The sequence below is a fragment of the Grimontia sp. NTOU-MAR1 genome (assembly GCF_035758505.1).
Lineage (GTDB): Bacteria > Pseudomonadota > Gammaproteobacteria > Enterobacterales > Vibrionaceae > Enterovibrio > Enterovibrio marinus.
In genome coordinates, this window is the sequence record NZ_CP142108.1 from 288,250 (window position 1) to 313,759 (window position 25,510).

Below are 25,510 nucleotides of genomic sequence, written 5' to 3' on the forward strand. Positions count from 1 at the left end.
TGGTCAGTCGGAAGGGAGATTCGTAAGGGCTAATAGGTACCGTGATGAAGCTAGCAGAAACAGATATGCTGACGTCGGAAGATATCGAAATTGTGTCAGCGTCAGTCGCCGTAGAAGAAGGTGTTGTTTATCTCGTTCGGAATCATACAGCTAACCCCGTCAATGGTAATGCAGAAGCGCAAGTAGAAGATATTGTTGTTGCCTCCCCCAACGCCCGATATGTGGTAATGAAAGATGGTAATCCGGTTTTGGTCTCGGAGCCATGCGCTACCTGTATTCCTATCGGTAACGAAGATATTGAAATTATCGGTCTTGGTGAAAATGTTACGCTTGCAGAAAGTGAAGACGCTATAGAGCTACTGGATGGTGACATTGCCGCTCTGCAGGAAGCCATTCTCGGCGGTGTTGACCCTACGTTGGATTTTGAAGCGACTGCAGCTGGGGGGGCGACCGCTGCCAGTTCATCAATTGGTGATTTCGCTGTCATCCGATATAACAATGCCAGCGTTTTGGCTGAGGCTGGTTTTGATACGACATACACTCCCAATGCTGCAACGGCAGCCGCTGATGACAATCTCCCTATATTACCGCCTTCGGGTGGAGAGTCTCTGGCTATCGTCATTACTGAAAGTGATTTGCAGCCAGATGAATACCCAGTTACAACGAGTTCAAAGGTAACGGTCTCAGCAAGTTCACTGCCTCTGGATGCAGACAGTTTTGTAATTGAACCCACAGCAGCAACTGCATTAATCGAAGAGCTAACGGCTGATATCCAAAGTGGCGGGGAGTCCTTGACTTACTTGTTATCAGCAGACGGCAAAACCATCACTGGTAGCCTAAACGGCGAAACCATTCTCACTATTTCTGTTTCAGGCGTTCAGGTAGGACGGAATGTCGAAGTGACAGTTTCTTTAGCTTTAGATGCCCCCCTCGATCATAACGCAGACGGTGATACTGCAGGACTGGTGTCAGTGACGGATAATGCCATCAAGATAGAGATGGCAATCCAGGGGCAGGATGTCAGTGGCAACGAGTTGGATACGCCTATTACAGCAAATATGTCTGTGCTGGATGGCGCTGACCCGGAGTTGAACCCTGAAAGCCTGACGATTAATGAAAATAATGTCGACTATGTGTCCGAGCCTATTCCTATTAATCTCGACGTAAATAGTGATGCTTTGAAAAGTATCGGATTTATTTCTACAGCCCAACTTAACGAAGTGCTCGGTACTATCACAAGCAACGGGCAACCAACCACCTTTGTCGTTGAGGCTAATGAAATCCGAGTGTCTTTGAAGAGCGACCCTTCTACACCCCTTATAAGCATTTCTCTTGAGCGTGTTTCTGGCACTACAGATCAATACGCCTATGTTGTGACTCAAAATGCCACTATCGATGAGAAGGGGAAGAATGACGACACCGTTATTCCTGTGACGGTCGAAGCGTTAGATCAAGACGGTGATATTGGCTTAGGTACATTCAATGTCACCTTCAAGGATGGTGACGACGCTTCGGGTGAAAATGCCACAATAACAGGCCAATACGATCTCACTGAAGACCAACTGGAAGAGCCCCCTTTAGTGGCCAATGGAACGATTACGCTCGACGCAGCGGCAGACAGGTTGGTGCCAGATACTATAGAAGTGTCGAATCTGGCAGGTCTTCAGAGCGAGCTGAACGAGCTCACATCTGGCGGAGAGCCACTCAATTTTGAAATCAGTAAATCCGGCAGTGTGATTGAACTGGTGGGCAAGAAGCCTGACGGCACCGAAATCGTCAATATCACTTTAACCACTAGCCAAACTTCTGGTTCTGGTGCGGAAGGTATTTCGATTACTTCAGTGTTTACGCTGGATGGTCCACTCGATCATCTGAATTCGGGGCGGTTTTCTGATAATCAATGGGTCACTATTTCATCTGCTTCTGGGACAGACGAAGAAGTCTTCGATATTAAGGTGGAGCTTCAAGTACAGGATACTGATGGCGACCTGCTCGATACGCCAATCAGCGTGACCTATCAGGTAGAAGATGGCATTAAGCCACGCATTGACGCTATGGATTCAACCGTTACAGATCCAATGGTTGGCGAGCCCGCTACGACCACGACTGAATCTCTGGGTTTGGAAATTGGCAGCGATGGCATTGCTTCAGTAACATGGCAGTTGGATAGTTCCTTTCAAACTTTGATAGAAGGCTTGACCAGTAACGGTAGCCCGCTGTCATTGCTTTCACCACTGAGTGAGCTGAATACAGATGGAAAGCCGATTCAGATTGGCTATACCGAATCAGGCACCACGATTACCGTGCTTACCATCGAACTCGACCAAGCCAATAACGAATATAAAGTGACATTGGCCAAGCCTGTTGATGAACCGACGGGTGACATGGTCAAAGTGCCGTTAACGGTGAAAGTGACCGACGATGACGGAGATACAACGACATCTGATTTCACGCTCACCATAAAGGATGGCGCACCACCTAGTATAGATCCTGTCGATTCTACGCTGATTGACCCTGTTATTGGCAACACACGCTCGCAAGAAAATATTAGCCTTGGTATCACACAAGGCGCAGATGCTATTCAGTCTATCGAATTCTATGCACCTTCAGGGCTAGAGGCTGCGCTTAATGCGATTACCAGTAGCGGTTATCAGACCAGTGTTCAACCTCAGCCATTTTCTTCACTCACAGACGAAATCATTATTGTTATTGATGACCCCAGCCTGTCTGTGTCCTCTTCGCCAGCAAATGGCGACAGGGTGCTTTCGATAAAGCTCGATACCGGTGCCGATGGAAAGCCAACGGGTGAGTACACTGTTATTCTGGATTTAGCAGTGGACGAAACGGCAAATGAGCTTGAGTTTCCAGTCGGAGTAAAAGTCACTGATATTGATGGTGATGAAGTGACGGGCGAGTTTACGATCACTATCAAAGATGATGATTCAACGGTCGTTCCAACGACAAGCAAAGTGCTACCTATTACTGAGCCGGATCTCACACCGAATGACTCTCAGGTCGGTTACCCCGATAGTTCTAGCGTGAGTTTTGAGGTGAGTGCGCGAACGGATCGGCTGATGCCCGAGGATGTCAGAATAAGCAGTTCTGAATTGGCCGACCTTATCAAAGACATGGAAGAGGTGCTGACCAGTAGCGGTAAGTCGATCGACTTCGAATACGATCAGACAACCAGCATTCTCTCTGGACGCGCTGACGGTGAGTTGGTGATGGAGATAAGCTTTCCTGCTACCCAAGGCATTGATGGATATGGCTTGGAGATCGAGCCTTCTATCACTCTCTACAAACCCGTTGATCATAATGCAGACGCGACATCAAACAGTAAGGTATCGATTGACGGTGATAAGATACTTATTGCTATCTTATTGGATACTAAAGATTCAGATGGTGATGTGGTCAATGGCATTGCGGCGATAAACGTCAATATTCGGGATGGCGTACCGCCTATTATCACTAAAGCACCGGCGTTGAATGTCGAAGAGAGCGATATCAATGAAAACGGCTCTGGCTCTGGCAAAAACCGCCCTGGCACTACGCCGGGAGGTGTAGGTAAAGACGAAGACACTGCGACCGGAAAGTTGGAGATCAATAGCGGCAGCGATACCGTTGCGGATGTGGCCATTAATGTTAATGGCTTCGCTTCTGTTAACCGCGACAACAGTGAGGATGCTGCTGGCATTCCGGTTCCCCTCAGTTCAAAAGGCACTGTGGTCACGCTCGAACTGAGTAGTGAAACTGCTGCAAACAAGGTTTACACGGGCATGGCAGGGCAACGGGAGGTGTTTACCCTTACCGTGTTCCCGAATGGCACGTATACTTTTGCGCTACTTGGTGCTTTAGACCATCCCCGCGGTGAAGAGAAAAACTCACTGGCCATTAATTTCCCCGTTGAAGTCACGGATGCAGATGGCGACAAAGCAACAGACAATATTGTCGTCAATGTACTGGATGATGTGCCATTCTCGCTGGAAACCGATGGTGTCGGCACTGGCGGAGGCAGTGTAGTGGCGGAAGAAGGAGATTCATCTTCGCGCATCACTGTTTTGCCTGCGCGCAATCGGGGTGCGGATGATGCGACGATCAAGTCAGTTACCGTTAACGGTGAACAGCATGAACTGAAACCGGGGATTAATAATAGCTTTACTGTCACTGAGGGTTCGGGCGGACAAGAGTTAGGTACTCTGGTCATACATAGTCGCGGCACCGCAGAATTCATTGCCAACGATGGCATTACGCATACTGGGTCAACCAGCAGCAGAATTACTGAATCATTCAGTTATGAAATTCTCGATGGTGACGGCGACATTGTTGTGGGTACCACTGAAATTGTCGTTGTTGATGCCGAGCCACAGCTCATCGTTAGCAATGCGACAGGACTAGAAGATCAGGGCAGGGAGCCAGACCCTAATGATGATCTCGTTGCGAATCCAACTGACGGTATAGCCATCAACATGACGGTTGATGCTGGCGATAATGATCAGGGCGAAACCGTTGATCGTGTTTTAATTACACTCCCTTCCAACCCCCACGGTACCTTTTATGCAAACGGCACTGCCCTTGCAATTTCTGGGAATCAAATCGAATTGCCAGACAACCTGTTTGCTCCTGATTCAGCGAACGAACTATGGACATTGCAAGGCGTAACTTTCGTGCCGGATCAGGATTATTCGGCAGCGAATGGTGTTCCGACATTTACCGTTACAGGGTTTGTAAAAAATAGCGATGGATCTGAACGTCAGCTAGAAAATCAAACCTTCACTATTACTGTTCAAGGTATTGCTGATGTCCCCATCTGGGACAATTCCACAACGGCTTTTTACTATAGAATTGATGAGGACAGTGAGGGAGCGACGCTTAGCCTCAATGCGGAACTTGAAGACAGGGATGATTCAGAAGCGCTGAACTACATCCTGACGCTTGATAGCGGCAGTGCGACTTTGTTGCTCAACGGTGCCGAGTTAACGCTCACAGACGGTAAATACACTGTCGCCGCGGCAGATATCAATAATGTAGTGGTGAAGCCAGACGCCCATTTTTCCGGCGATATAACGCTGACCGCGGTTGCCCAAAGTAAGGAGAAATCTAATTTTGCCTCCGGTCAGCAAACGGCCGACTCTGAAGCTCAAAAGATTACCATCGCTGTCAATCCAATCGCAGATACTACGACGCTTAAACTGACCCGTATCAGTGGGTTAGAAGACGAGCTCATTGACCTCAAGCCACATATCTCCCTGAGTGAATCTGCAGATACAGACGGTTCAGAAGTGCTTTATGTCTGGATTACAGGGCTACCGATAGGGGCAAAATTACTGTTGGGAGACGGGACTGAAGTGCCTGAGAGTGGTGGACTCTATGAGATTGCTTACACAGATATTGGCGGGTTAAAGCTTCAGCCACCACCAGAAAGTAATGTCGATTTCGAGCTCGATGTGCGAGGCGTGGTGAAAGACACCATGACAGTTACCAACGCCAGCGGAGTGGCGGAAACCGTCACTAATATTTATGAGACCGGAGCAAAAACCCTCAATATTGCGCTGAAAGGCGTAGCTGATGTGCCAGATATTGAAGCAGATTTAGGGAATGTTTGGCAGCCAGTCATCGAAAATGGCGTGGAAACAGGGATTGAAACGACAATTCCTGAAGACGGTGAAGTCGCGCTTTCATTTACGATTAAATCTGGTGAGAAAGGGAAGTCACTCCCCGATGATAACTCTGAGACCCTTTCTACATTGGTCACCAATATTCCCCAAGGCGTCACTTTATTAGATACCAACAATGACGAAATCAACTTAGTCTATGCCGGTCTGGGTGCAAATGGCGAACCTCAATACCAAGCAAAGGTAGACGGGCTTTCGGAAGTTAAATTGGTTCCTCCTCCCGGCAGCACAGACGACATTACAATGACTATCACCATTGTCGTCACTGAAAATGACGGTGATTCTTTGACCGTCGATAAAAATGTCATTGTCCATATCGAACCAGAAATTGATGCGCAAGATTACACACTCAACAGCCGTGGATTCGAAGACCAGAATGTGGTTGTTAATTGGCGCCCAAACACGGATGAGGGGTTCACTGATAACAACGAATCCATCACCGCCATTACCTTTTCAATGTCCCAGGCCGCGATTGACGCTGGCTACACCTTGACGATTGCCGGAGAATCAATCCCTATTACCTTTTCTAGAGGCGAGGCGGTACTCAGCACTGACCAAGTCAGTAAGCTTTTAGCGGGTAATAATTTGTTACTTAGGGCACCAATAAACTCTGATCTCGACAGGGATCTCGACTTGAGCGTCAAACTAACCGTTGAGCAGAAAGACACTGACTCAGCGGTCGTTGATACCAAAGAAATCATTGGAGACCTGAATGTTCGGATCATCGCGACGGTAGAGAAAACTGGAGACATTGAGCTTGTTGATGCATCTAATAACACCCTTTCAACGACTATTGTCGGTGAGGGTGGTGGTTCTATCTCACTTTCCAGTCCTGATAGGCGTCTGGCATTTGTCACGCCAGAAGGTGTCAATACCGATGGCAGTAGCGAGGAAATCATTACTCAGGTGGTGGTCACTTTTGTCGCTGATGCCAGTGGGACGCCACTGACAGAAGAGCAACTTGAACTCTTTGATCAGTTTTATGTGACGGGTGGGATAAACAATGGAGACGGCAGTTGGACGGTGCCTGAGAATGCAATAGACACATTAGCCATAACGACGTCTGCTAAAACAACTGAGCCGATATATGTTCAAATCACCGCGTTGGTTCAAGATCAAGGGGATGGCTCCGAAGGTGATGCAAGCCGCGAAGTCGAGCAGAAGCCTATCATACTGACACTCGACTTCCAGGGGGAAACAAACCAGACCGAGTTGGCAGGTGTCATATCGGTCAACTTGCAAAATGTGACCGGAACTGAAGATAAATCGATTAAATTTGGTGACCAAATTGACGATTTTATCCAGGTTAATGCCACTGACGCTCTCAATGATGAGTTGACATTGGTTATTGATTCCTCCGCGTTGTCGGCGATTGGCGCAGTGGCTTCTGGGATGGAGTTCAACTACGAAACCAGTGAATATGTTACCAAAGTGCCTGTGGCTGCGGATGGGTCTGTTGATCTTTCCGCCATTGCTTTGTTAATGCCCAGACATTTTGCCGGTGACGCAATACTTCCTATCAAATTGGTCACGACAGACAAACTGAGTGGAGACGTCAAAGAGCTTGATACGTCGATCACTATTGTGATTGCCCCAGTGGTAGATGGCTTGACGACCGAAGTGAAAATCATCCAAACCGATGGATTGAATAGTGAAGAACAGCCTGTCGATAACCAATCAGAATGGGTGCCAGTGCCAGACAAAGGACTTGAAGATGGCATCATAGAACTGGACTTCACTTCTAAACTGATTGACCCAGATAAAACGCCTATATCCGGCGTTGAATCAATCACCCAGGCAGTATTGACCGTTGACAGCTCCGTAGGCTTTTTTGTTGATGAAAACGGTGAGAATCCGCAAAGCTCAGTCACAGTCTCCAGTGCTGATCTGTCGAAGGTTTACTTTAAACCCGTAGAGGACTTCAGCGGTGATGTCAGCATCAAAATCGACACAACGGTTGAAGATCGGGCAGTCAATGACCAGACGGGCTTACCTGACTCTGTCACGGTGAAAACTATCTCAACCAGCGTTTCGTTCGAAGTGTTGCCGGTCAATGATCCGGTTATCTTCAGTGGTAATACTTCACCCATCACGGGGAACGAAGATGAGCAAATCGCACTAACAGGCGTCACGGCTGCGCTGAAGGACACCGACGGCTCTGAGAAGATTGTCTCGATGAAACTCACTGGCGTACCAGATGATTTCCAGGTGGTTTCTAATGGAAGCCAATTGGTTCAGAACAGTGGTAATGGAAACTGGTCGATCAGTGTGCCCGCCAACAGCCAAAGTTTCACGCTTGATGATATTGCCTTCATTCCGCCTAAGAACTTTAGTGGCTCGATGACGGTAGAAATGGTGGTTTATGCCAAAGAAAACCTGTTAAGTACACCGAAAGAATACAACACAACGATCGATGTGGTGGTAAATCCAATTGGCGATGGAGTAGACACGCAAATCACTACATCGGTATCCGGCGCAGAAGATGAAAACATTGAGCTACCGTTGGATATCACAGTGTTGGATAACAAATCTTCTTATGATGGTACTGGCTTGTCGGCAACAGAAAATGGGCCGGAAGTGGTCAAAGTGGTACTGAACAATGTGCCTGAAAGCTCCACCATCAGCTTACCGCCCGGTGTTGCGAGTGGCAGTAGCGCGGAAAAACAACCTGACGGTAGTTGGATTGTGATTGCCAATCAGACCACTCTGTCTTCGTTGATACTGACACCGGGTGATGCTAACGAAAACAACTGGAATGGTCAGCTTGAGGTCTCGATTCGTGCGGTAGATAACGGTGTAGAAGCAGAGAGTTCGCTTTGGGTGAATCAGATTATTGATGTTACTGTCACGCCGATAAACGATGCCCCCGAGCTTACGTTACCGACATCTCTTGAAGCAGATGAAGAGACTGCACTACTCATCGAATCCATTCAAGTGAAAGATGTTGATGCCAAAGAGACAGCGGGCGGGAGTATATCGATTCGATTGAGCGCAATTGATGGTGTTATTGGTTTACCTGATTCGTCACCGTTACCTTCGGGTGTCACCGTGAGTGGTCAGGGCTCCAATAACATGACGCTTGAAGGTCCACTGGGTGCCATCAATGAGGCACTCTCTCATGGCGTGACTTACTTGGGCGACATCAATTTCAGTGGCGAAGATACCCTGACCGTGACGGTGAATGACAATGGAAATACCGGCGGTGGTGGGGCAAAGACAGACACAGAATCGGTCAGCATCAATGTACTGCCTAAACCTGATATTCCAACATTGACATTGAACACGCCTCAGACTGCGGCGGTTGCTGGTAGTGTGTCATCCTTGATTCCTTTACTGGGATTGGCGGCCGCTCTCACTGATCCTTCAGAAACGCTTTCCATTGAAATTCGAAATGTACCTGCGGGACTCACGTTTGTAGACGCAGATGGTACGGTGGTGGGCACCGGTCCTAGTGGCGGTGTATTAACACTGACGCCAGCTGAGCTGGGTCAGCTTTATGTCAGTGGCTCATCGGTGTTGTCGAGTACCGTCGAAGTGGTCGCGATTTCCACAACCTCTGCCGGTGATTCTGCAGAATCTGACTCCATCGAGCTTTCCATTAATGTCGCTAATGCGGGAGAAGGAGTGATAACTGCCAGTGATCCCTCGGTAGACAATCTAGTGGTGTCGGGTACTGAAGATGCAACTCTTGAAGGCGGTGCTGCTGATGACATCCTTATCGGTGGGTTAGGTGCAGATATTATTAGTGGTGGGGCGGGAGATGACAGCCTGTGGGGAGGTAAAGAGGGCGAAGCGGACAACAGTGTAAACAGGTTTGTCTGGGAAGCTACCGATTTCGGCTCTGCGGGAAGATCTGCGACGGACACTATCGAAGACTTCAATACTGCTAAAGATGTGGTGGACTTGAGTAGTGCATTGGCGCTAAGGAACCTCCCGAACTTTTCAGCTTTGACAGATATCCTTGATTTTACGGAGAGTGACGGTAGCGCATCGCTGAGTATATCTGTAGGTGGAAACAAAGTTCAGGAGATTATTTACAGCGGTGTGAGCCTTGATGAAATGGTCAACGGTACTGCGTCTGGAATGACGCAGGAAGAAATCCTCACTTCAGTCATCGATAACGGTCAACTCTATTTAGGCGCTAACTTCGGCAATGAGTCCGCTAATACGCTGGTGGCAGATGATGCTGGTGAAAGCCTGTTTGGCATGAATGGTAACGACACGTTGCAGGCGGGTAAAGGCAACGACATTCTGACGGGCGGCGGCGACAGCGATATTTTCGAATGGCTTGAATCTTCGTTAAGTACGCCATCTAACACCGATAGAGTCACCGATCTTACCTTGGGTCAGGACAAACTCGACATATCTGATTTGCTGACGGGGGTTGGTGCAATCCCCGATGTGTCCGACTTGCTGCCATTCTTTGATGATGCTTCTGTAGCAGAGGATGGTACCGTTTCACTGACTCTGACCTCAAATGGCCAAACACAAAATATTGTTCTAGAGAACATGGACATATCTAGTTCTGGCCTTGACTTGGCTGTGGGTTCCAGCACGTCTGCCATTGTCACCGCGCTCTACGAACAGCAGGCTTTTAGGGTGGATTGAGTTGTGATCTGTGCCAAATAAAATGGACTTTTAAACCCAAGGCGTTGAATTGGAGGTAACTAATTTCGCTAATTGAGTCGTCTGTAGATAGATTAAGACTATGCTGTTAAAGGACATAACTGTTTATTGCCCCTACATGCATTGAGATCTGGTATGAGCATAGAGCCTAAAACATCTATTTTGACAGAAAGTGGTACCAATGAGCTCGAGATTATAGAGTTTCGATTAGAGAAAGTATTACCCGATGGGTCTAAGAAATTATGCTACTACGGAATTAATGTGGCCAAAGTACGCGAGGTTATTCGTGTTCCGGATACAACAGACTATCCGAATGCGCAGCCGAATGTCTTGGGCGTATTTTCTCTCCGTGGAAAACTGATTCCTTTGGTGGATTTAGCCAGTTGGCTTAGCGTTCCTACGACGAGCAATATCGACGAAAAAGTAGTGATAGTCACTGACTTCAACAAGATGTCGAATGGCTTCTTGGTCGATAGTGTAAGTCGAATACACCGTATTTCTTGGGAAGAGGTGGAATCTCCCAGCCAATTCCTTGAATCTTCTGATCAGGACTGCGTGGTGGCGGTTGTCCGTCAGGAAGCCAATCTCATTATGATCCTGGACTTCGAGAAAATCATTGCTGACATTAACCCAGAGATCAGCATGGAAAAATACGATGTCACCAAAGACAAATCCGTGGTCATAGATGATGCCATGATGGCAAGACGAGAGGCGAAAACCATCCTTGTTGTTGATGATTCCGCATTTATCAGGCGTCTGATTGAGAATACGCTGAGGTCTGCCGGTTACAACGTTATCACCGCGAAGGATGGTCAGGATGGTCTGGATAACATGATGGAATTCGTTCGCCTTTGCACCGAGGAACAGCTCCCCATTTCAGAGTTCGTTGATGGCGTTGTGTCTGACGTAGAAATGCCCAAAATGGATGGCCTGCATTTAGTGAAAAGGCTACGCGATATTGGCGAATACGAAGATATCCCCATTGTCATGTTCTCGTCCTTAATGAGTGAAGACAATCGCCGTAAGGCACTTGAGTTGGGCGCTAATGACACTATCACTAAACCGGAAATTGGACGTATGGTTGGTTTGATGGATAGTTTGGTGTTGGGCGATGAGAAGAAGTAGTGTCCTTTTGGTTAAAAAAGCGCCTTAAAGGCGCTTTTTTGCTTTTGGTTCAATCGGTCTGTTTAAGCTGTGGTTAGTGTTGGTGCTTTTTTATAGGAGTAAACAACTAACGCAATGAATAACGCAGCACCCAACACGCGAGCCCAGAGATCAAGTCCAGGCCACATCATCAATGCCGCCATGCCAAATGTCGCTGTACGGAATAGAGGATTAATTGGACCTTCAAGATAACCTTCCAGACCTGCTACGAGCGCCCAGGTGCCCAGAATTGCAAATAGGGTCACTATCACCACTTGTTGGAAATCCCCAGCAACCAATGGCGTATAGGCCATAAGTAATGGCACCAGATATAACCCTTTGGCGATTTTCCACGCCTTGAATCCTGTCGCCATTGGCGGGGTGTGGGCAATGGTTGCGGCTGCAAAGGCGGTTAAACAGACTGGAGGTGTCACGTTACTGTCTTGTGATAGCCAGAATATGATGAGATGGGCAGCTAATAATGCTAAGCCAACAGTTACTGGACCAAGAGACTGCTCCAGAAGCGTTGCTTTAAAGTCATCAGGGACTTTGCCGACCAAGTCGACGGCCATTTCAAACGGCATTGGCGAACCCAGAGCGGCGAGTTGTTCAGGCGCAATCAGCATAAATATGGTTTTGGCTTCTTCTGGCAGTTGACCTGTAATGAGAAGCTCAAGCAGTTGCTGCTCTGCAATCAACCCATACAGTGCTGGAGCGGAAAGGGTACCCAATACGATGTAGGACGCAGTAACCGGCAAGCCCATACCCAATATCAGAGAAGCGAGGGCAACTAATACAATCATAATGAACAGGCTACCCCCCGCCCAGTCATTGATCATCAAGGAGAAGGTATTCCCAATGCCAGTGGTACTAATAACATTCACCACCAATCCAATACCTGTAAGTAATACGGCGGTGGTCGCCATGTTGCGAGCGCCTTGAGCGAGCGCATCAAAGATATCCGTAACGCCCATTCTATTCGGCGAAAGCCAAGATGAAACTACAACGGAAATAATCGAAATGCCTGCTGCATAGGTTGGTGTGAAATCCATTACCAGCAAGGCGACAAGTACAGCGAGTGGAATGAGATAGTGCCAGCCAGATGCCAACACGGAGAACATCGAAGGTGTGACGGTTTCCAGTTGATGAACACCAGAACGTTTTGCTTCAATGCGGACGAAAAATGCCACCGACAGGAAATAAATCAGTGCTGGAGCAAATGATACCGCGATGATTTCGACGTACGGGATTTGGGTGTATGACGCTATGATAAAAGCGCCAGCCCCCATAACAGGTGGCATAAGCTGCCCGCCTGATGATGCTGCGGCTTCCACGCCTGCTGCAAACTTAGGTGGAAAGCCAGCTTTCTTCATCAGGGGGATGGTAATTACCCCGGTAGACACCGTATTGGCGACACTGGATCCGGAGACGGAACCCATCAAGCCAGAACCCAATACGGCGACAAAACCTGGGCCGCCGATGATTTTACCTGCCGCCGCACGGGAAACATTGATGATGTAATCACCCGCTCCGGATTTGACCAGAAACGCTCCAAACAAAATGAACATGAAGACATAGCTCCATGATATTCGGGAGATCGGGCCAAACATGCCTTCAGAACTATAAAAGGCGCGGTAAAGCATGGTTTCGGCAGAAAGCCCAGGGAAGGCGAATATGCCATCCAGCCAGCTTCCCCACCAAACTACATAGGTCAATGCGACGACAATCAGGCAAGGGATAAACCAGCCCATGGTGCGTCGGATAAGTTCAAGTGCAATCAATATGGCAATAACAGAAAACACCCAGTCGCTGGTCACGAAGGTAACACCACGTTCGTAAAGAGCGTCTTCCGCGAAAATCACGTAAACCAAACAGGCAATAGCGGCGACTGCAATACCAATGTCGATGGCCAGAGCACAACGGCTTTTACGCCATTTAGCCGCTGCGGGGTAGGTCAAGGCACACATCACGGAAAAACCAGCGAAGTGTGCAGCGGACACCCAGAGTTCAGGTAAGGTGGCGAGCGTGTTAAACCATATGTGAACGAGTGAAAGCGCAATTCCGAACACAGTGACAATGCGGGTGATTAGCGGAAAGTCGGACCGCTGAGTGAGTTCAAACTGGTTGAGTTCGGTTTCGAGTTCCTGAGGCGAATCTGCGCTTGAAGATTTATCAGTCATATTCCTTCTAGCGTGCGGAGAAGGCACGACGTCCTGTTGGGCTGAAAATAAAAGGAGGCGCTGACCGGTCAGCGCCTTTTTGCTTAGGATTTATTGAGTGACAAGGTGATCAGGAATCGTCAGGCCTTGCTCTTTGTAGTAGCGCGCCGCACCAGGATGTAGTGGCACTGGTAGGCCATCAATTGCTTTCTGAAGCGACATCGCTTTAGTCGCTTTGTGGATGCCGTTCAGGAATGCCAGATTCTCATAGATGGTTTTGGTGAGCAGGTATACATCTTCGTCACTGATATCGCTGCGTACTGCCAGAAAGTTTGGCTGCGCGATAGTTTCAACCGCTTCGGTTTGCCCTGGGTAAGTGTTTGGCTCAATCACAAAGCGGGTCCACAAGTTGTAGCTGCCGTTGGCTTCTTTCACTTGCTCATCTGTAAAGTTCAGGATCTTGATTTTATCGCCCATGGCCGCATATGCACGGGTAACGGCACTGACTGGCACACCTGCTGGGGTGTTCATACCATCGATGTTACCATTTTGCAGTGCATCAGCACTGGCACCATAACCAAGATGGGCCATGTTAAATTTATCGGTGTTGATATCCAGTCCCGACAAAATTTGAAGGCCAGAGCCTTCAGTGCCGGAATTCTTCTTACCGATCGAGAACTTCTTACCATCCATCGCGTTCATATCCGCCATGGTACCTGTCTTCGCGAGGTCACCCAGTACGATAAAGTGCTCAACGTTTTGCCAAAGCATGGACACAGAGCGTAGCTCTTTCTGAGGACCTGCCTGCTTCACCTTGCCTTCGCCATTCCATGCCCAAGCCCCGTAAAGACCTTGCAAAATAGCAAACTGAGCTTCGTTCTCACGCAGTAACTTCACGTTCTCACCGGATCCTGCAGAACTGATCGCGGAAAGGGAGAATTTATGCTTGGGTTCCAGCTTCACTTTGCTCAGCGTTGCCAGCGCAACACCAACTGGGTAGTAGGTACCACCAGTCGATGCGGTTGCAAGGATATAGTCGCGGTCTTGAGCGGTAGCGCTTCCCATTCCAGCAGTGATCATTGCTGATGCGAGTGAAAGTGTCTTCACCAAGGATTTGATTTTCATACAACACTCCAATGTTAGAGGTATCCGTAGCCATGGAATTTAGCAGGGAGGACGAGTGATCTTCCTGCTGCAGATATCTCGGAAAGGATAGTTGAGATTGTAAATGTAATGTTAATTAGCTCCGATAAACATAAGCTTTCTCTCAGTTTTTTCTTGTCCTAAGACTTTGGTCTAACGCTTTCTTTGAGATAACATCAGCGGACTAATCAATGGAGGTATTGTGGCGAAACCCAAAAAGAAATTGCCTGAACGTTCTGTCGATATTATCTGTGCTAAATGCAAAACGATATTATTCAAATACAAGAAAGGCGGTAAAGGGGCATTAGTGAAATGTTTTAAAGAACGCATAATGACTGACTACACTAACACGCCATGTGAATGTCCTTCTTGCGGCAACGTGTTTGCGAGGGAGACGTTGGTAAGGGGAACGCCCGCCTACAAAATCATTGGTGGTAAAGCAGCAATGAAGTGAGAAGAAGAAATGAAAAAGGTACCCTGAAGTGCCTTTCGCAATGTTGAAGCGAGGCTTAGATGCCTGCTCGCTTGAACAGGCCCGCCATCAATTTGGAGCCAGATTTCACGCCAGTAGATTTACCTTTGAATTCACCCGCCAGTTTGGTGTTGCCCACTTCACGAGCAATGTGTTGCATGGTGAGGTACATATCTTTTGCTGACTTCATACGGTTCTGGTCGTTTAGCGGAGCCAGAAGTTTAATCATGTCAGTGCCGGACATTTTGTTTGCTACTGCATGCTCTTCAATGGCAGTTAGCAGTCTATCTAAATCGTTGGTTGCTTCTGAGCTCTCGATTCCTTCTTTCTTCATTGCCTTCAGATTACGGCGGCGGATCTGCTTGATAATGAAAGTAGGACGGCTTACCAGTTTGTAGCCCCAAAATCCCGCTGCGACGACAAGAGCGATACCGCCAACCACGTATGGCCAAACAGAACCGGAAGATTCAGCAACGGTTTGTGCATTAGCTGCGACTTCTACTGCAGCTGAAGGTACGTCAGACATCTTTTTACCTTTGTTCTTTTTGAATTGGGCGTAGTTTCGCACTGTGGCACGAAAAAACGCTGTTGCGCTTCACATTAAAGGAAAAGACCTGTCTTTGGGAGGTTTGATTGCAGAATTTTTATGCAATTTTAAAACAATCATATACTTATAGAGCAGAATTTCGTCAAAAATTAGTGAATTTTATGAACGTAAAAGTGAATGAAAGGGATTTCTTGTTGCAAAGCGAATTTGGTAGGTACTTTTTATGGTTTGGAAATGAAAAAGCAGGAGAGGACTCCTGCTTTTACCAGTTAAACGTTCATTCTGACCAGCTTACATACCACCCAAGCAGATATATTTGGTATTAAGATATTCATCGATACCTTGTTTCGCGCCTTCGCGGCCAATACCGGACTGCTTAACGCCACCAAATGGAGCGACTTCGGTAGAGATAACACCTTCGTTAACACCTACCATACCGTAGTCCAGTGCTTCGGCAATGGCGAAAATACGGTTGATATCTTTACTGTAGAAGTAGCTGGCAAGGCCATAAATGGTGTCGTTAGCCATTTGAACCAGTGACTCGTCATTACTGAAACGGATGACAGGTGCAATTGGGCCGAATATTTCTTCCTGAACAATAGCCATGTCGTGAGTGACGTCAGTGAGAACCGTCGGTGCAAAGAATCGACCACCATGATCTTTTCCTCCAACGGCCACTTTGGCCCCCTGTTCAGTTGCACCAGTAATCAGGCGTTGGACTTTATCTTTCGCGTTATCGTCAATCAATGGCCCAATAGAGATGCCGTCTTCAAGTCCATTACCTATTTTCAACTCAGAGACGGCTTTGCAGAATTTATCGACAAATTCATCGTAAGCAGAGTCCTGCACATAGAAACGGTTGGCACAGACACAGGTTTGGCCTGCATTGCGGAACTTCGAGGCAATCGCACCCTTCACGGCGGCATCGATATCCGCGTCATCAAAGACGATAAATGGTGCATTGCCGCCCAGCTCCATTGAAACGCGTTTCACACTCCCAGCGCTCTGTTTCATCAGGATGCGGCCCACATTGGTAGAGCCGGTAAAGGAGATCTTCTGGATTTGATCACTGCTACAGAAATGTTCGCCCGCCATCACTGCATCCGTTGTCGAGATAATCACTAACAAATCACGGGGTAAGCCTGCTTGGTAGGCGAGTTCCGCAACCGCGTATGCGCTGATTGGTGTCTGAGCAGCAGGTTTGGCCACGAAACTGCATCCAGCCGCTAATGCCGGCGCAGCTTTGCGGGTGATCATCGCAATAGGGAAGTTCCAAGGTGTAATAGCAGCAGCGACACCCACAGGTTGGCGTATTGTCATGATCCTGCGATCTGCCAATGGGGTAGGAATGGTTTCGCCGTAAGTGCGTTTGCCTTCTTCTGCAAACCACTGGATGAACGAAGCGCCATAGGCAACTTCACCGCGAGATTCAGCAAGTGGTTTACCTTGTTCCAGAGTCATGATGCGGGCTAAATCTTCCTGATTTTCCATCAGTAGGTTGAACCAACGGAGAAGAATTTCACTTCGTTGTTTTGCTGTTTGCTTTGCCCAGGCTTTTTGCGCCTCAACCGCTTTGCTGACAGCACTCTCGATTTCTTGTTTGCTGTGATTGGGAACAAAACCCAGAATATCGCCAGTGGCAGGGTTATCAACGGCAATTGCATTGTTCGAGTTTTCGCACATGGCGGAGAGTAGTGAGCGGTTCTTAATCTGTTCCATATTGGTTTCCATTCAATAAACCGAGTGATTTGTCAGCAGATTCTAGCCTAACTGCCGTGAAAGTGTGGTGCAAGGGCTCCGTAGAAGAAGAGGATTCGCCAAAGCAACAAGATAATAGGATTGTGATCTGTGCAATATATCGAACGGGTGTTTGGTTGGTAAAGATATACAAGCTAGCAAAATCGATGGCTTTAAGCGGTTCATCATCGTGAGTATTATTTATTGATGTTGCCGGTCACGTTCATCATTTACTTTCACTCACAATGTCTTTCACGCGTCCACCAGTGTGAATATTAACGCCACCTTAAAAACTGTGCGTAGTAGGCTTCTTTTTACTCATTGATAGCATAATCCCAAATACGGGATCTTGTCGTGTAACACTTACAAAATCTGACGTGATAACTATCACACTACTGGCGGCGCTTGGTAACAGTCTCTGGTCTAGATTTAACTGAGGTGAACAACTCACCCGTTCTAGAAAGTGGCATCTAACTATAAGAAAAATAAACAATGATGATCTGGTTGATATTCAGATCAGATTCAGTGACCTAGGGGATTAGCCGATGAACAAGTTCAATGCGGTCTTTTGTGCCGTCGCCTTTGCATCTTTACTCAATGCCTGTCAATCAACCAGTGAACCAAGACAGGTTACAGCTGAAACCAATACACCCACCCAGGAAAGCCAGAACACATTAAAGATCTACAAAGCATCAAAAGCAGACTACGAGAGTTGGCTGGCTAAGATGGAGGAAAGCAAGTCATTGAGGCTTTACGACGATGACTTGGTCGATGATCTGTTCGATGCATGGGATGACGCTGTCGATGTTTACGAAGACTTCGCATCAAACCCAGCGAAAGCGACAGAAGACTATTCACTCTTCTCTGATGGAACGTACGCTGAAAACTTCGACAAACGCTTGTCACAAGTTGCTGGGCTATACGACCGATTGCAAACACTCAAAACGACTGCAGATTCATTGCTGGCTGAATCGATCGCTGAGATGGCTTATCTTGGAGAGATAGGTGCAGATGAGTTGTATGCATCACGCTATAACCGCTTGGCTTCTGATTACAGGAAGTTGTTCGCTTATGTCTCAGATAACGACATTGATGATGCGCAGGTCAAGCAAGTCGTGTTCCTTGAAAATGCAAAGAAATTAGAAATTGCCGTTGTTCTCAAAACCCACGTTGAGCCACTGAAAAACCAGATCACCTTGCTTCGCCGTGAAGGGTTTAAGTCGGTAGCCCCTATCAGTTTCACTAAGTCAGAAGCTTCGCTCGAACAAGTGGTAGCGAGCGTTAATGCGAATCCTCGGGACATAGATGCCATCAATGATGCTGTGGCTGCCGTTCAATTTGAAATTGAGCACGTGAAGCATATCGGTCAGGAGGTAAAGCGGTTTAGAAATGTTGATAATGGCAAGTTTGAACCACTGATCCTTGAACTGGAAAACCGATTGCATGCCATTGCGCAAGCGCTGGAAGGGTTAGATCTTCGCAATCAACCTATGCAGCAACAAGCCCTGGTGCTGGAAGAAAAGGCCCAGATGTTAAATACCGCTCTCACGTCGAAGCCCGACGTCGATCCTCAACTCGCGAAGCTGATGAGTGAACTGGATAAAGTGCAGTCAGATTTGTCGATGTCGCAGCAGGAAAAAGCATCGCTAACAGCACAAGTGACGACATTGGAAGAGCAAAACAGCAAAAACGAAGGGCTGATTGATGACCTCAAGATGGTGATTGATACCATCAAGCCAAAGGGGGATAGCAGTGTGACAGAAGTGAGTGCGGAACCCATTGACGGGCTTTAGACTCCAATTAATCGAATAAAGAAAAGAGCGCTTTACGCGCTCTTTTTCATTGATTGCGGTTTAAGCCACCAAGTAATAATGATTATTGGCTTTCTTGGCAATGAGGCCACCAAGCATCATTTGCTCAAACAAAGTGTCCACATCATCCGTTGAAAGCAGGAAATGTTTACCAACGGCTTTCTTAGAGCAAGTGATCACGCCGGCTTGCACCGCTTTTTTCACTTTATCTTCAAGTGACAGTGCTTCTTCTGCGGAAGCAGCATCCGCGGTGACAGGCTCATTTAAAGCGGGTTTATGTTCCAGATAGCCAATCGGCTTGCTAACGTCTTCCGGCGTGATATCAATTTCAGTGTGGTGTTGATAGAAGCGTCGGAAACGCAACTCTTCACCAATCACACCGACAAAGAAAGCCGCAAACAGGTCGAGCAAAATAGAAAGGAATACGACAAGACCGAATTGCGCAGCTTGCTGAGAAACGCTGAACGCATCGGCTAGGCTGTCAATCAAACCAATCGCAGAGCCTTGCGTTACAGGCGGCAACGAATCGCGTTCAGTTGCCAACTTGATTTGCTCTTCACGAAGCTTATTGTTTTGCTGCTGAATACGGGTAACGCCTGTCGCGATGCGTTCCATTTCAATGTACTTCTCAGCGGCGAGGTTATTGAGCTCAATTTGTTTTTCGATGGCGGCGATTTGTCTGTCGTAGGCTGCGACTTTAGCTTCCTGAATGGAGATAACACCCTGCGCCTTGTTGGTTGCACTGTTGATGCCGCCAATACTCCCGCCAATCGAAATGGCAGCCAGCACTAAGTAGAAGACCAACGCTGTGATTGCACCTGTGTAGTTTTTGTGTGCGCGACGCTCTCCAAATTCGTACCAAGCGTAGAATTTTCCCGCTTCGAAAATGATCGCCAGAGTACCAAACAACACCTTCATCATGGTGTTGTCATCAATGGAAAGGAATAGCAGCAGCGAAAAGACCGTAGAGGTAACAACAGCGGCACCGGTGAAGGTGTACACGCTGATCATGGCAAACGGCCCTTTAGGGTAACGATAACCCAACATGTTTTTGTAATGCATAAATGTGTCATTGATCACGGTACGAGGGCGGGGAGCATACCGCAATGATCATAAGGGTTCCGCAACTGTGGCACGTTAAAATGTTCAAGTGCCTGCTAATGCATCAAATTGCTAGAGAAGTGAGCGGGTTAGTAGCTCTTGTCCGAATCCATCGCCCATAAATGTGCAGCGACCAATGCGCGATAAGGAGAAAAAGACGCAAGCCATTGTTGGGTTTCTTTCTCCGTTGGCTTTTCTTCCAACCCTAATAACTGTTGAAGGCTTCTGCGGACGGCGACATCGCCATGAAGTGAACCATCCAACCAGCCGAATCCACGCAACAGGGTATAGCTGACCGTCCAAGGCCCCACACCTTTGACAGCAAGAAGCTGTTTGCCTATCTCTTCGGGGTCTGCATCTAACGACAGAGACAGGCTGCCGTCTACCAAGGCTTGAGCGATACGTTGAATCGTTGTGGCTTTACTGTTTGAGTATCCGCAGCTTCGGTATGTTTCAATCTCTGTTCGTGCCAGAATCGTCTCGTCGGGCAAACACCACATGCCACTGCTGTGCTGTATACCAGTGGCTTCTATTAATCTGCGTCGAATAGAAACGGCAGCTTCTACGCTGATAAGCTGCCCCGTAATCGCCCAGGTAATGGCTTCAAAAGGCGTGACAGTTTGTGGAATTCTCAGCCCTGCAGAATGGTTTAACAGACGAGATAGTTCAGGGTGAGCGCGATACTCAAATTCAAATTCATCCGTGGTTTGGCACAGTCCGAGCATGTGTTTCAGAAGATGCTGGAGTTCCTCTTCTGTCATTGGACATGTTTTACTGTCTGAGTGGATACTCAAGCTAGCCGTTTTGTCAGAGAGGGTTAGATGAAGCAAGGTGGGTACACCTTGTAAAGTGATCCCTTTAATCACCTCACTGCCGTCAACTTTTTCCGCAAGTTCGGTTTTGTCCCTTCGATGAAAAGTCAGAAAATCTTGGTGTCGAAAGCTCTCAGGTAGTGACGTTGTCACTGAAAGGGGAGCATGGCTCATAGTATCTGACTCCATTGAGAAGTGTTGGGTATATTTATTGCAAAAGCGCGAATGACAAGACTAAGCAATCCGCGAGTGGAATGCGATAAATAAGCCTTTAACGCACTATAACTAAATGTGACTCATTTGAATTGTTCAACCGGGATCACAGGCGCACGAATGTTTTCTTAGTCTGCAAAGGGTTATGCGGAAATGTATCTACGCTCAGGTCGGCCTACGCTGCCGTAGTTAACCTGTGCTTCTAATTCCTGGGTGCTGACCATGTATTCGAGGTAGCGTCTTGCCGTGGTGCGGCTCGCGCCAATCATGGTGCCGACTTCTTCTGCATTGAGTGATTCTTCCGAATCAGAAAACACAGTACGGATTTTATCCAGCGTGATGCCATCAATACCTTTTGGAAGACGCTGGTTGGAATTGGTGATTTCCTGAGGGGCGGCAGTATTGGCCACTGCACGTTGTGGCAAAAGGGTATCGACATCCGTTTGCACTAAATCTTCCATCGCATGAAGCTTCTCTAAGTGGGCCGCATATTGGTGAATGGCATCTTGCAGGCGCTCAAACACCAGAGGTTTAAGTATGTAATGAAATACGCCGCTTCTCAGTGCTTCGCGAAGGGTATCCACTTCTTTGGCGGCAGTAATAAGAATCACGTCGGTTTCACTGTTGTTAGCGCGAAGTTTTCGCAGGAGCTCCAGGCCAGTGCCTTTAGGGAAGTGGTTATCGAGTAGCAAGAGTTCCGGTTTGAATACATCCACCAAATCTTCGGCGTCTTCGAGGGTATGGGCGATACCCACCAGCTCAACACCATCAATGCGCTCTAGAAAGCGTTTTTGAATCTCTGCGATTTGAACGTCATCTTCTGCGATAACGACACGGATGCTTTGTGTCATAGGTACTGCTGACTCCGGTGTAGACTTTTCTTATAGTTTAGCTCTGATTTTCAAAGGATTTAGGGATATACCCAAACGACCTGAAGATGCAGGATTCAGCGAGATTGACTGGTGTTGTGATCGTGGCGTCCCTTTGCAGGTGTAGTCACCTCCATCAAAAAGGGATAACAAAGAGCACTGCGCCAGTCAACTCGTCCGAAGGGAGGCCATCAATGCGCCCACTTCTTCGTTAAATTCCACGGAAATAGAACCACTATTCCTCGCGAAATTTGCCTCGAATTGAACGCATTGGTGACCTCTGAATACAAGTATCTTCAGGTTGTTTGGGTATATACACGGTAAACCGGCTGCCCATTGTATCTCCGGGCTCTAACAAAATGGTACCGCCAAGGTTTTGCAGAAGCTTTTGCACCAAATGCAGGCCATAACCATGGCCTTCGCCTTTTTTAGTGGTCACCCCTTTACGAAAGATACGGGAATGGTCTTCTTCGAGAATACCTTGCCCTTCGTCCTCTATCTCGAATATGAGGTCATTGCCGAGATCGGTCATGGATAGCCTGACTTCCAAGCGTTTGTTGCTTAACGTGGCTTCAAGAGCATTGTCGATCAGATTACCAATAATACTCACCAGTTCTTCGCGAGGGATGTGATCAGGCATCTGTTTCATTGAACTTTCTGGGTCAATTTCGAGGCGCAGACCCAGCTCCTTTGCGCGGTTGTACTTCCCTAATAAACAACCCGCGAGTATGGGGTCCGGGACGGCTTCCAACAAGAGATGAATCAATGCTTGATGACTTTGGGTTTCTTGGCCGATCAGTGCCAACGCTTCGTCAGTTGCACCGATTTGAATAAGCCCTGCAATCGTGTGGAGCTTATTCGAGTACTCATGGGATTGGCTGCGGAGCGTGTCAGCATATTGCTGGATTTGAGTGAGCTGTTTGCTGACCGCATCGAGTTCGTCTTTACGGCGAAAACTCGATACCACACCTGTGATTTCGTTGTCCTGCAGCAAGGGCAGGCGGTTAACAATGAGGTTTCGGTCCTGTAACCAAATCTCTTTGTCGAAATGGGGTTTACCGGACTTGAGTACGTCCATTAACCGGCTATCCGGCAGCACGTCCTCGATCGGACGATCGGTAAGTTTTGTGTTGGCATCTAGCCCAAGGGTTTCTACCGCAGCTCGGTTAAAAGTGGTAATACGGCCTTTATTATTTACCGCGATAATTCCTTCCCTTACTGATTCAAGGGTGGCGTTTCGCTCTTGGAAAAGACGACCAATCTGCTCCGGCTCTAAGCCGAAAATAGCTTTTTTGAAATGGTTGGCAAACCACATGCCGGTCAAAACACTGAGTGAAAAGCTGACAGCAATAACGATATACAGCGTCGTGATATAGCGGTTGATGATGTCATCTACTGATTTGAGTAAGAAACCAACTGAAACAATGCCGACCACTGACTCGCTGCTTGAATCAAATATCGGGGCTTTTCCGCGAACGGTTGCCCCCAGACTGCCAGTGGCTTTCTGAATGTAGGGTTTTCCGTAAAGCAGGGCGGGCTCGTTGTAATCACCATCATCGTCATACATCGGCTTTCCTACCCGTTTCCAAGAGGGGTGGGCGAGCCGGATACCATTTTGGTCACCGATGACGACAAAGCGGGCATCATTCACCTCTGCAAGGTCGAGTGCGAGTGGTTGAAGGTATTCACTGTCTCTCTGTTCAGCGGCTTCAACTACGGCCGGCATGGCTGCAATCGTTTTAGCCACGTTTAGGGCGCGTTGGCTTATTTGTTCGTCGAGAGAATGAGAGAGATAGAAAAGTGCAAACAGGCCAATAAATCCAGTTTGCAGCAAGGCCATCATGCCGAGTATCAGCATCATGCGGGTTTTGAGCTTGAGCGCGCGAAGTGAAAACATCCAGAGAAGAAACCTTTTGTTTACTAAATAGGGTGAGAAAGAGGCCTAAACATAGTCGCTATTATCTATCTACTTGAAATAATGATTCTTTGTCCCTTATCACGCAAGTGAACAATATGAACAAAATGTTTTTTAAAGTTTAAAAAAACATTAAAACCAGAAGCTTTTCAGATTTTGGGCTGGCAAATAGGTTGAAAGAGTAGGGCAAAGATCCCGAAACGGCGCATTGCGCTTTAAACGCCATTTTGAGCGGAGTTTCGGCAAAAATCTAACTCGTCCAAAGGACGGAACGACACGAGGAAAAACCTATGATTTCTAAACTGTTCGCCAAAAAACGTTCTATCGTTGCAGCTTTGGCGCTCACATCTGCACTGAGTGCGGGACTGGCTAACGCTGCCGTAGATGAAGTTCACTTCCTAATCCCTGGTGGTGCAGGTGGTGGTTGGGATGGTACTGCACGTGGTACCGGTGAAGCACTGTCTAAAGCAGGTCTGGTTGAGACTGTTTCTTATGAAAACATGTCCGGTGGAGGCGGTGGTAAAGCGATTGCGCACTTGATTGAAACTGCTGCTCAAGCCGACAACACACTGATGGTGAATTCAACCCCGATCGTTATTCGCTCACTTTCTAAAGTTTTCCCTCAGTCTTTTCGTGACCTGACGCCAATCGCTGCAACCATTGGTGACTATGCGGCGTTTGTTGTTCCAACAAGCTCTAAATATCAGAGTTTTGAGCAACTGATGAAAGACTACAAAGAAAACCCGCGTTCAGTTTCCGTTGCGGGCGGTTCTTCACGTGGCGGTATGGACCACTTAGTTGCAGCTATGGCATTCAAGGCCGGTGGCGGTGACCCAAAACGTGTGAAATATGTGGCTTATGATGCCGGTGGTAAAGCGATGGCAGGCATGCTGTCAGGTGAAACTCAAGTACTGTCGACCGGTTTCTCTGAAGCACTGGCACTGAAGAATGCAGGTGAAGTTCGCATTCTGGCGATGACTGGTCCTGAGCGTTCACCAGCAGCGAATGATGTACCAACCCTGAAAGAGTTGGGTTATGACGCGGAATTCACTAACTGGCGTGGATTCTTTGGTGCGCCAGGCCTGTCTGACGCACAAGCTGATGAGTATGCAGCAACGCTGGAAAAAATGTACATCACAGATGCTTGGGCAGAAGTTCGCGACCGCAATGGCTGGACTGAAATCTTCAAACCTCGCGAAGAGTTCGTGACTTTCCTTGAGGGTCAGGAGCAAGAAGTAGGTGCACTGATGAAAGAGCTTGGCTTCCTTCGCTAAGCCTCAACGAAAAGGG

At 47.8% G+C, this 25,510-nt stretch carries 13 protein-coding genes; 5 read left to right on the forward strand and 8 right to left on the reverse strand.

Going from position 1 to position 25,510, the window contains the following annotated elements; all coding sequences use genetic code 11:
• Window positions 1-44: 44 nt before the first annotated feature.
• A complete protein-coding gene (locus VP504_RS01365) occupies window positions 45-10,280 on the forward strand; it encodes a retention module-containing protein (protein WP_325892581.1) in 10,236 nt (3,411 codons plus the stop codon).
• A gap of 153 nt (window positions 10,281-10,433) precedes the next feature.
• Window positions 10,434-11,423, forward strand: coding sequence for a chemotaxis protein CheV (locus VP504_RS01370; RefSeq protein ID WP_325892582.1), 990 nt, complete (start codon window positions 10,434-10,436; stop codon window positions 11,421-11,423).
• Window positions 11,424-11,485: 62 nt separating this feature from the next.
• Here the strand turns inward: VP504_RS01370 and VP504_RS01375 are convergent, their stop codons facing one another.
• A complete protein-coding gene (locus VP504_RS01375) occupies window positions 11,486-13,621 on the reverse strand; it encodes a TRAP transporter permease (protein WP_325892583.1) in 2,136 nt (711 codons plus the stop codon).
• Window positions 13,622-13,711: 90 nt separating this feature from the next.
• Complete coding sequence (locus VP504_RS01380) at window positions 13,712-14,725, reverse strand: TAXI family TRAP transporter solute-binding subunit (RefSeq protein ID WP_325892584.1); 1,014 nt, start codon at window positions 14,723-14,725, stop codon at window positions 13,712-13,714.
• Between the two features lie 220 nt (window positions 14,726-14,945).
• Here VP504_RS01380 and VP504_RS01385 point away from each other — a divergent pair, with 220 nt between their 5' ends.
• Window positions 14,946-15,197 carry a hypothetical protein gene (locus VP504_RS01385; RefSeq protein WP_325892585.1) on the forward strand — a complete coding sequence of 84 codons (252 nt, stop codon included), beginning with the start codon at window positions 14,946-14,948 and terminating at the stop codon, window positions 15,195-15,197.
• 55 nt (window positions 15,198-15,252) lie between these two features.
• Here the strand turns inward: VP504_RS01385 and VP504_RS01390 are convergent, their stop codons facing one another.
• Window positions 15,253-15,741, reverse strand: a complete 489-nt coding sequence (locus tag VP504_RS01390; RefSeq protein WP_062709359.1) for a hypothetical protein — start codon at window positions 15,739-15,741, stop codon at window positions 15,253-15,255.
• Window positions 15,742-16,053: 312 nt separating this feature from the next.
• Complete coding sequence (locus tag VP504_RS01395; RefSeq protein WP_325892586.1) at window positions 16,054-17,481, reverse strand: NAD-dependent succinate-semialdehyde dehydrogenase; 1,428 nt, start codon at window positions 17,479-17,481, stop codon at window positions 16,054-16,056.
• Between the two features lie 563 nt (window positions 17,482-18,044).
• Here VP504_RS01395 and VP504_RS01400 point away from each other — a divergent pair.
• Window positions 18,045-19,292: a hypothetical protein gene (locus tag VP504_RS01400; RefSeq protein ID WP_325892588.1), complete on the forward strand. Its 1,248-nt coding sequence runs from the start codon at window positions 18,045-18,047 to the stop codon at window positions 19,290-19,292.
• Window positions 19,293-19,352: 60 nt separating this feature from the next.
• Here VP504_RS01400 and VP504_RS01405 read toward each other — a convergent pair whose 3' ends face one another.
• From VP504_RS01405 to VP504_RS01420, 4 genes are all read right to left on the reverse strand, one after another.
• Entirely contained in the window at window positions 19,353-20,372 is a 1,020-nt protein-coding gene (locus VP504_RS01405) for a Preprotein translocase subunit SecY (RefSeq protein ID WP_325892589.1), read from the reverse strand.
• A gap of 128 nt (window positions 20,373-20,500) precedes the next feature.
• Window positions 20,501-21,397, reverse strand: a complete 897-nt coding sequence (locus VP504_RS01410; protein WP_325892590.1) for a DNA-3-methyladenine glycosylase family protein — start codon at window positions 21,395-21,397, stop codon at window positions 20,501-20,503.
• A 182-nt stretch (window positions 21,398-21,579) separates the two neighbouring features.
• Window positions 21,580-22,287, reverse strand: a complete 708-nt coding sequence (locus tag VP504_RS01415; protein WP_325892592.1) for a response regulator — start codon at window positions 22,285-22,287, stop codon at window positions 21,580-21,582.
• Between the two features lie 253 nt (window positions 22,288-22,540).
• Window positions 22,541-24,202 (reverse strand): sensor histidine kinase, encoded by a 1,662-nt coding sequence (locus tag VP504_RS01420; RefSeq protein ID WP_325892593.1) that lies wholly within the window; start codon window positions 24,200-24,202, stop codon window positions 22,541-22,543.
• A gap of 308 nt (window positions 24,203-24,510) precedes the next feature.
• Between VP504_RS01420 and VP504_RS01425 the strand changes: the two genes are divergently transcribed.
• Window positions 24,511-25,494 carry a tripartite tricarboxylate transporter substrate binding protein gene (locus tag VP504_RS01425; protein WP_325892595.1) on the forward strand — a complete coding sequence of 328 codons (984 nt, stop codon included), beginning with the start codon at window positions 24,511-24,513 and terminating at the stop codon, window positions 25,492-25,494.
• The last annotated feature ends 16 nt before the right edge of the window (window positions 25,495-25,510 follow it).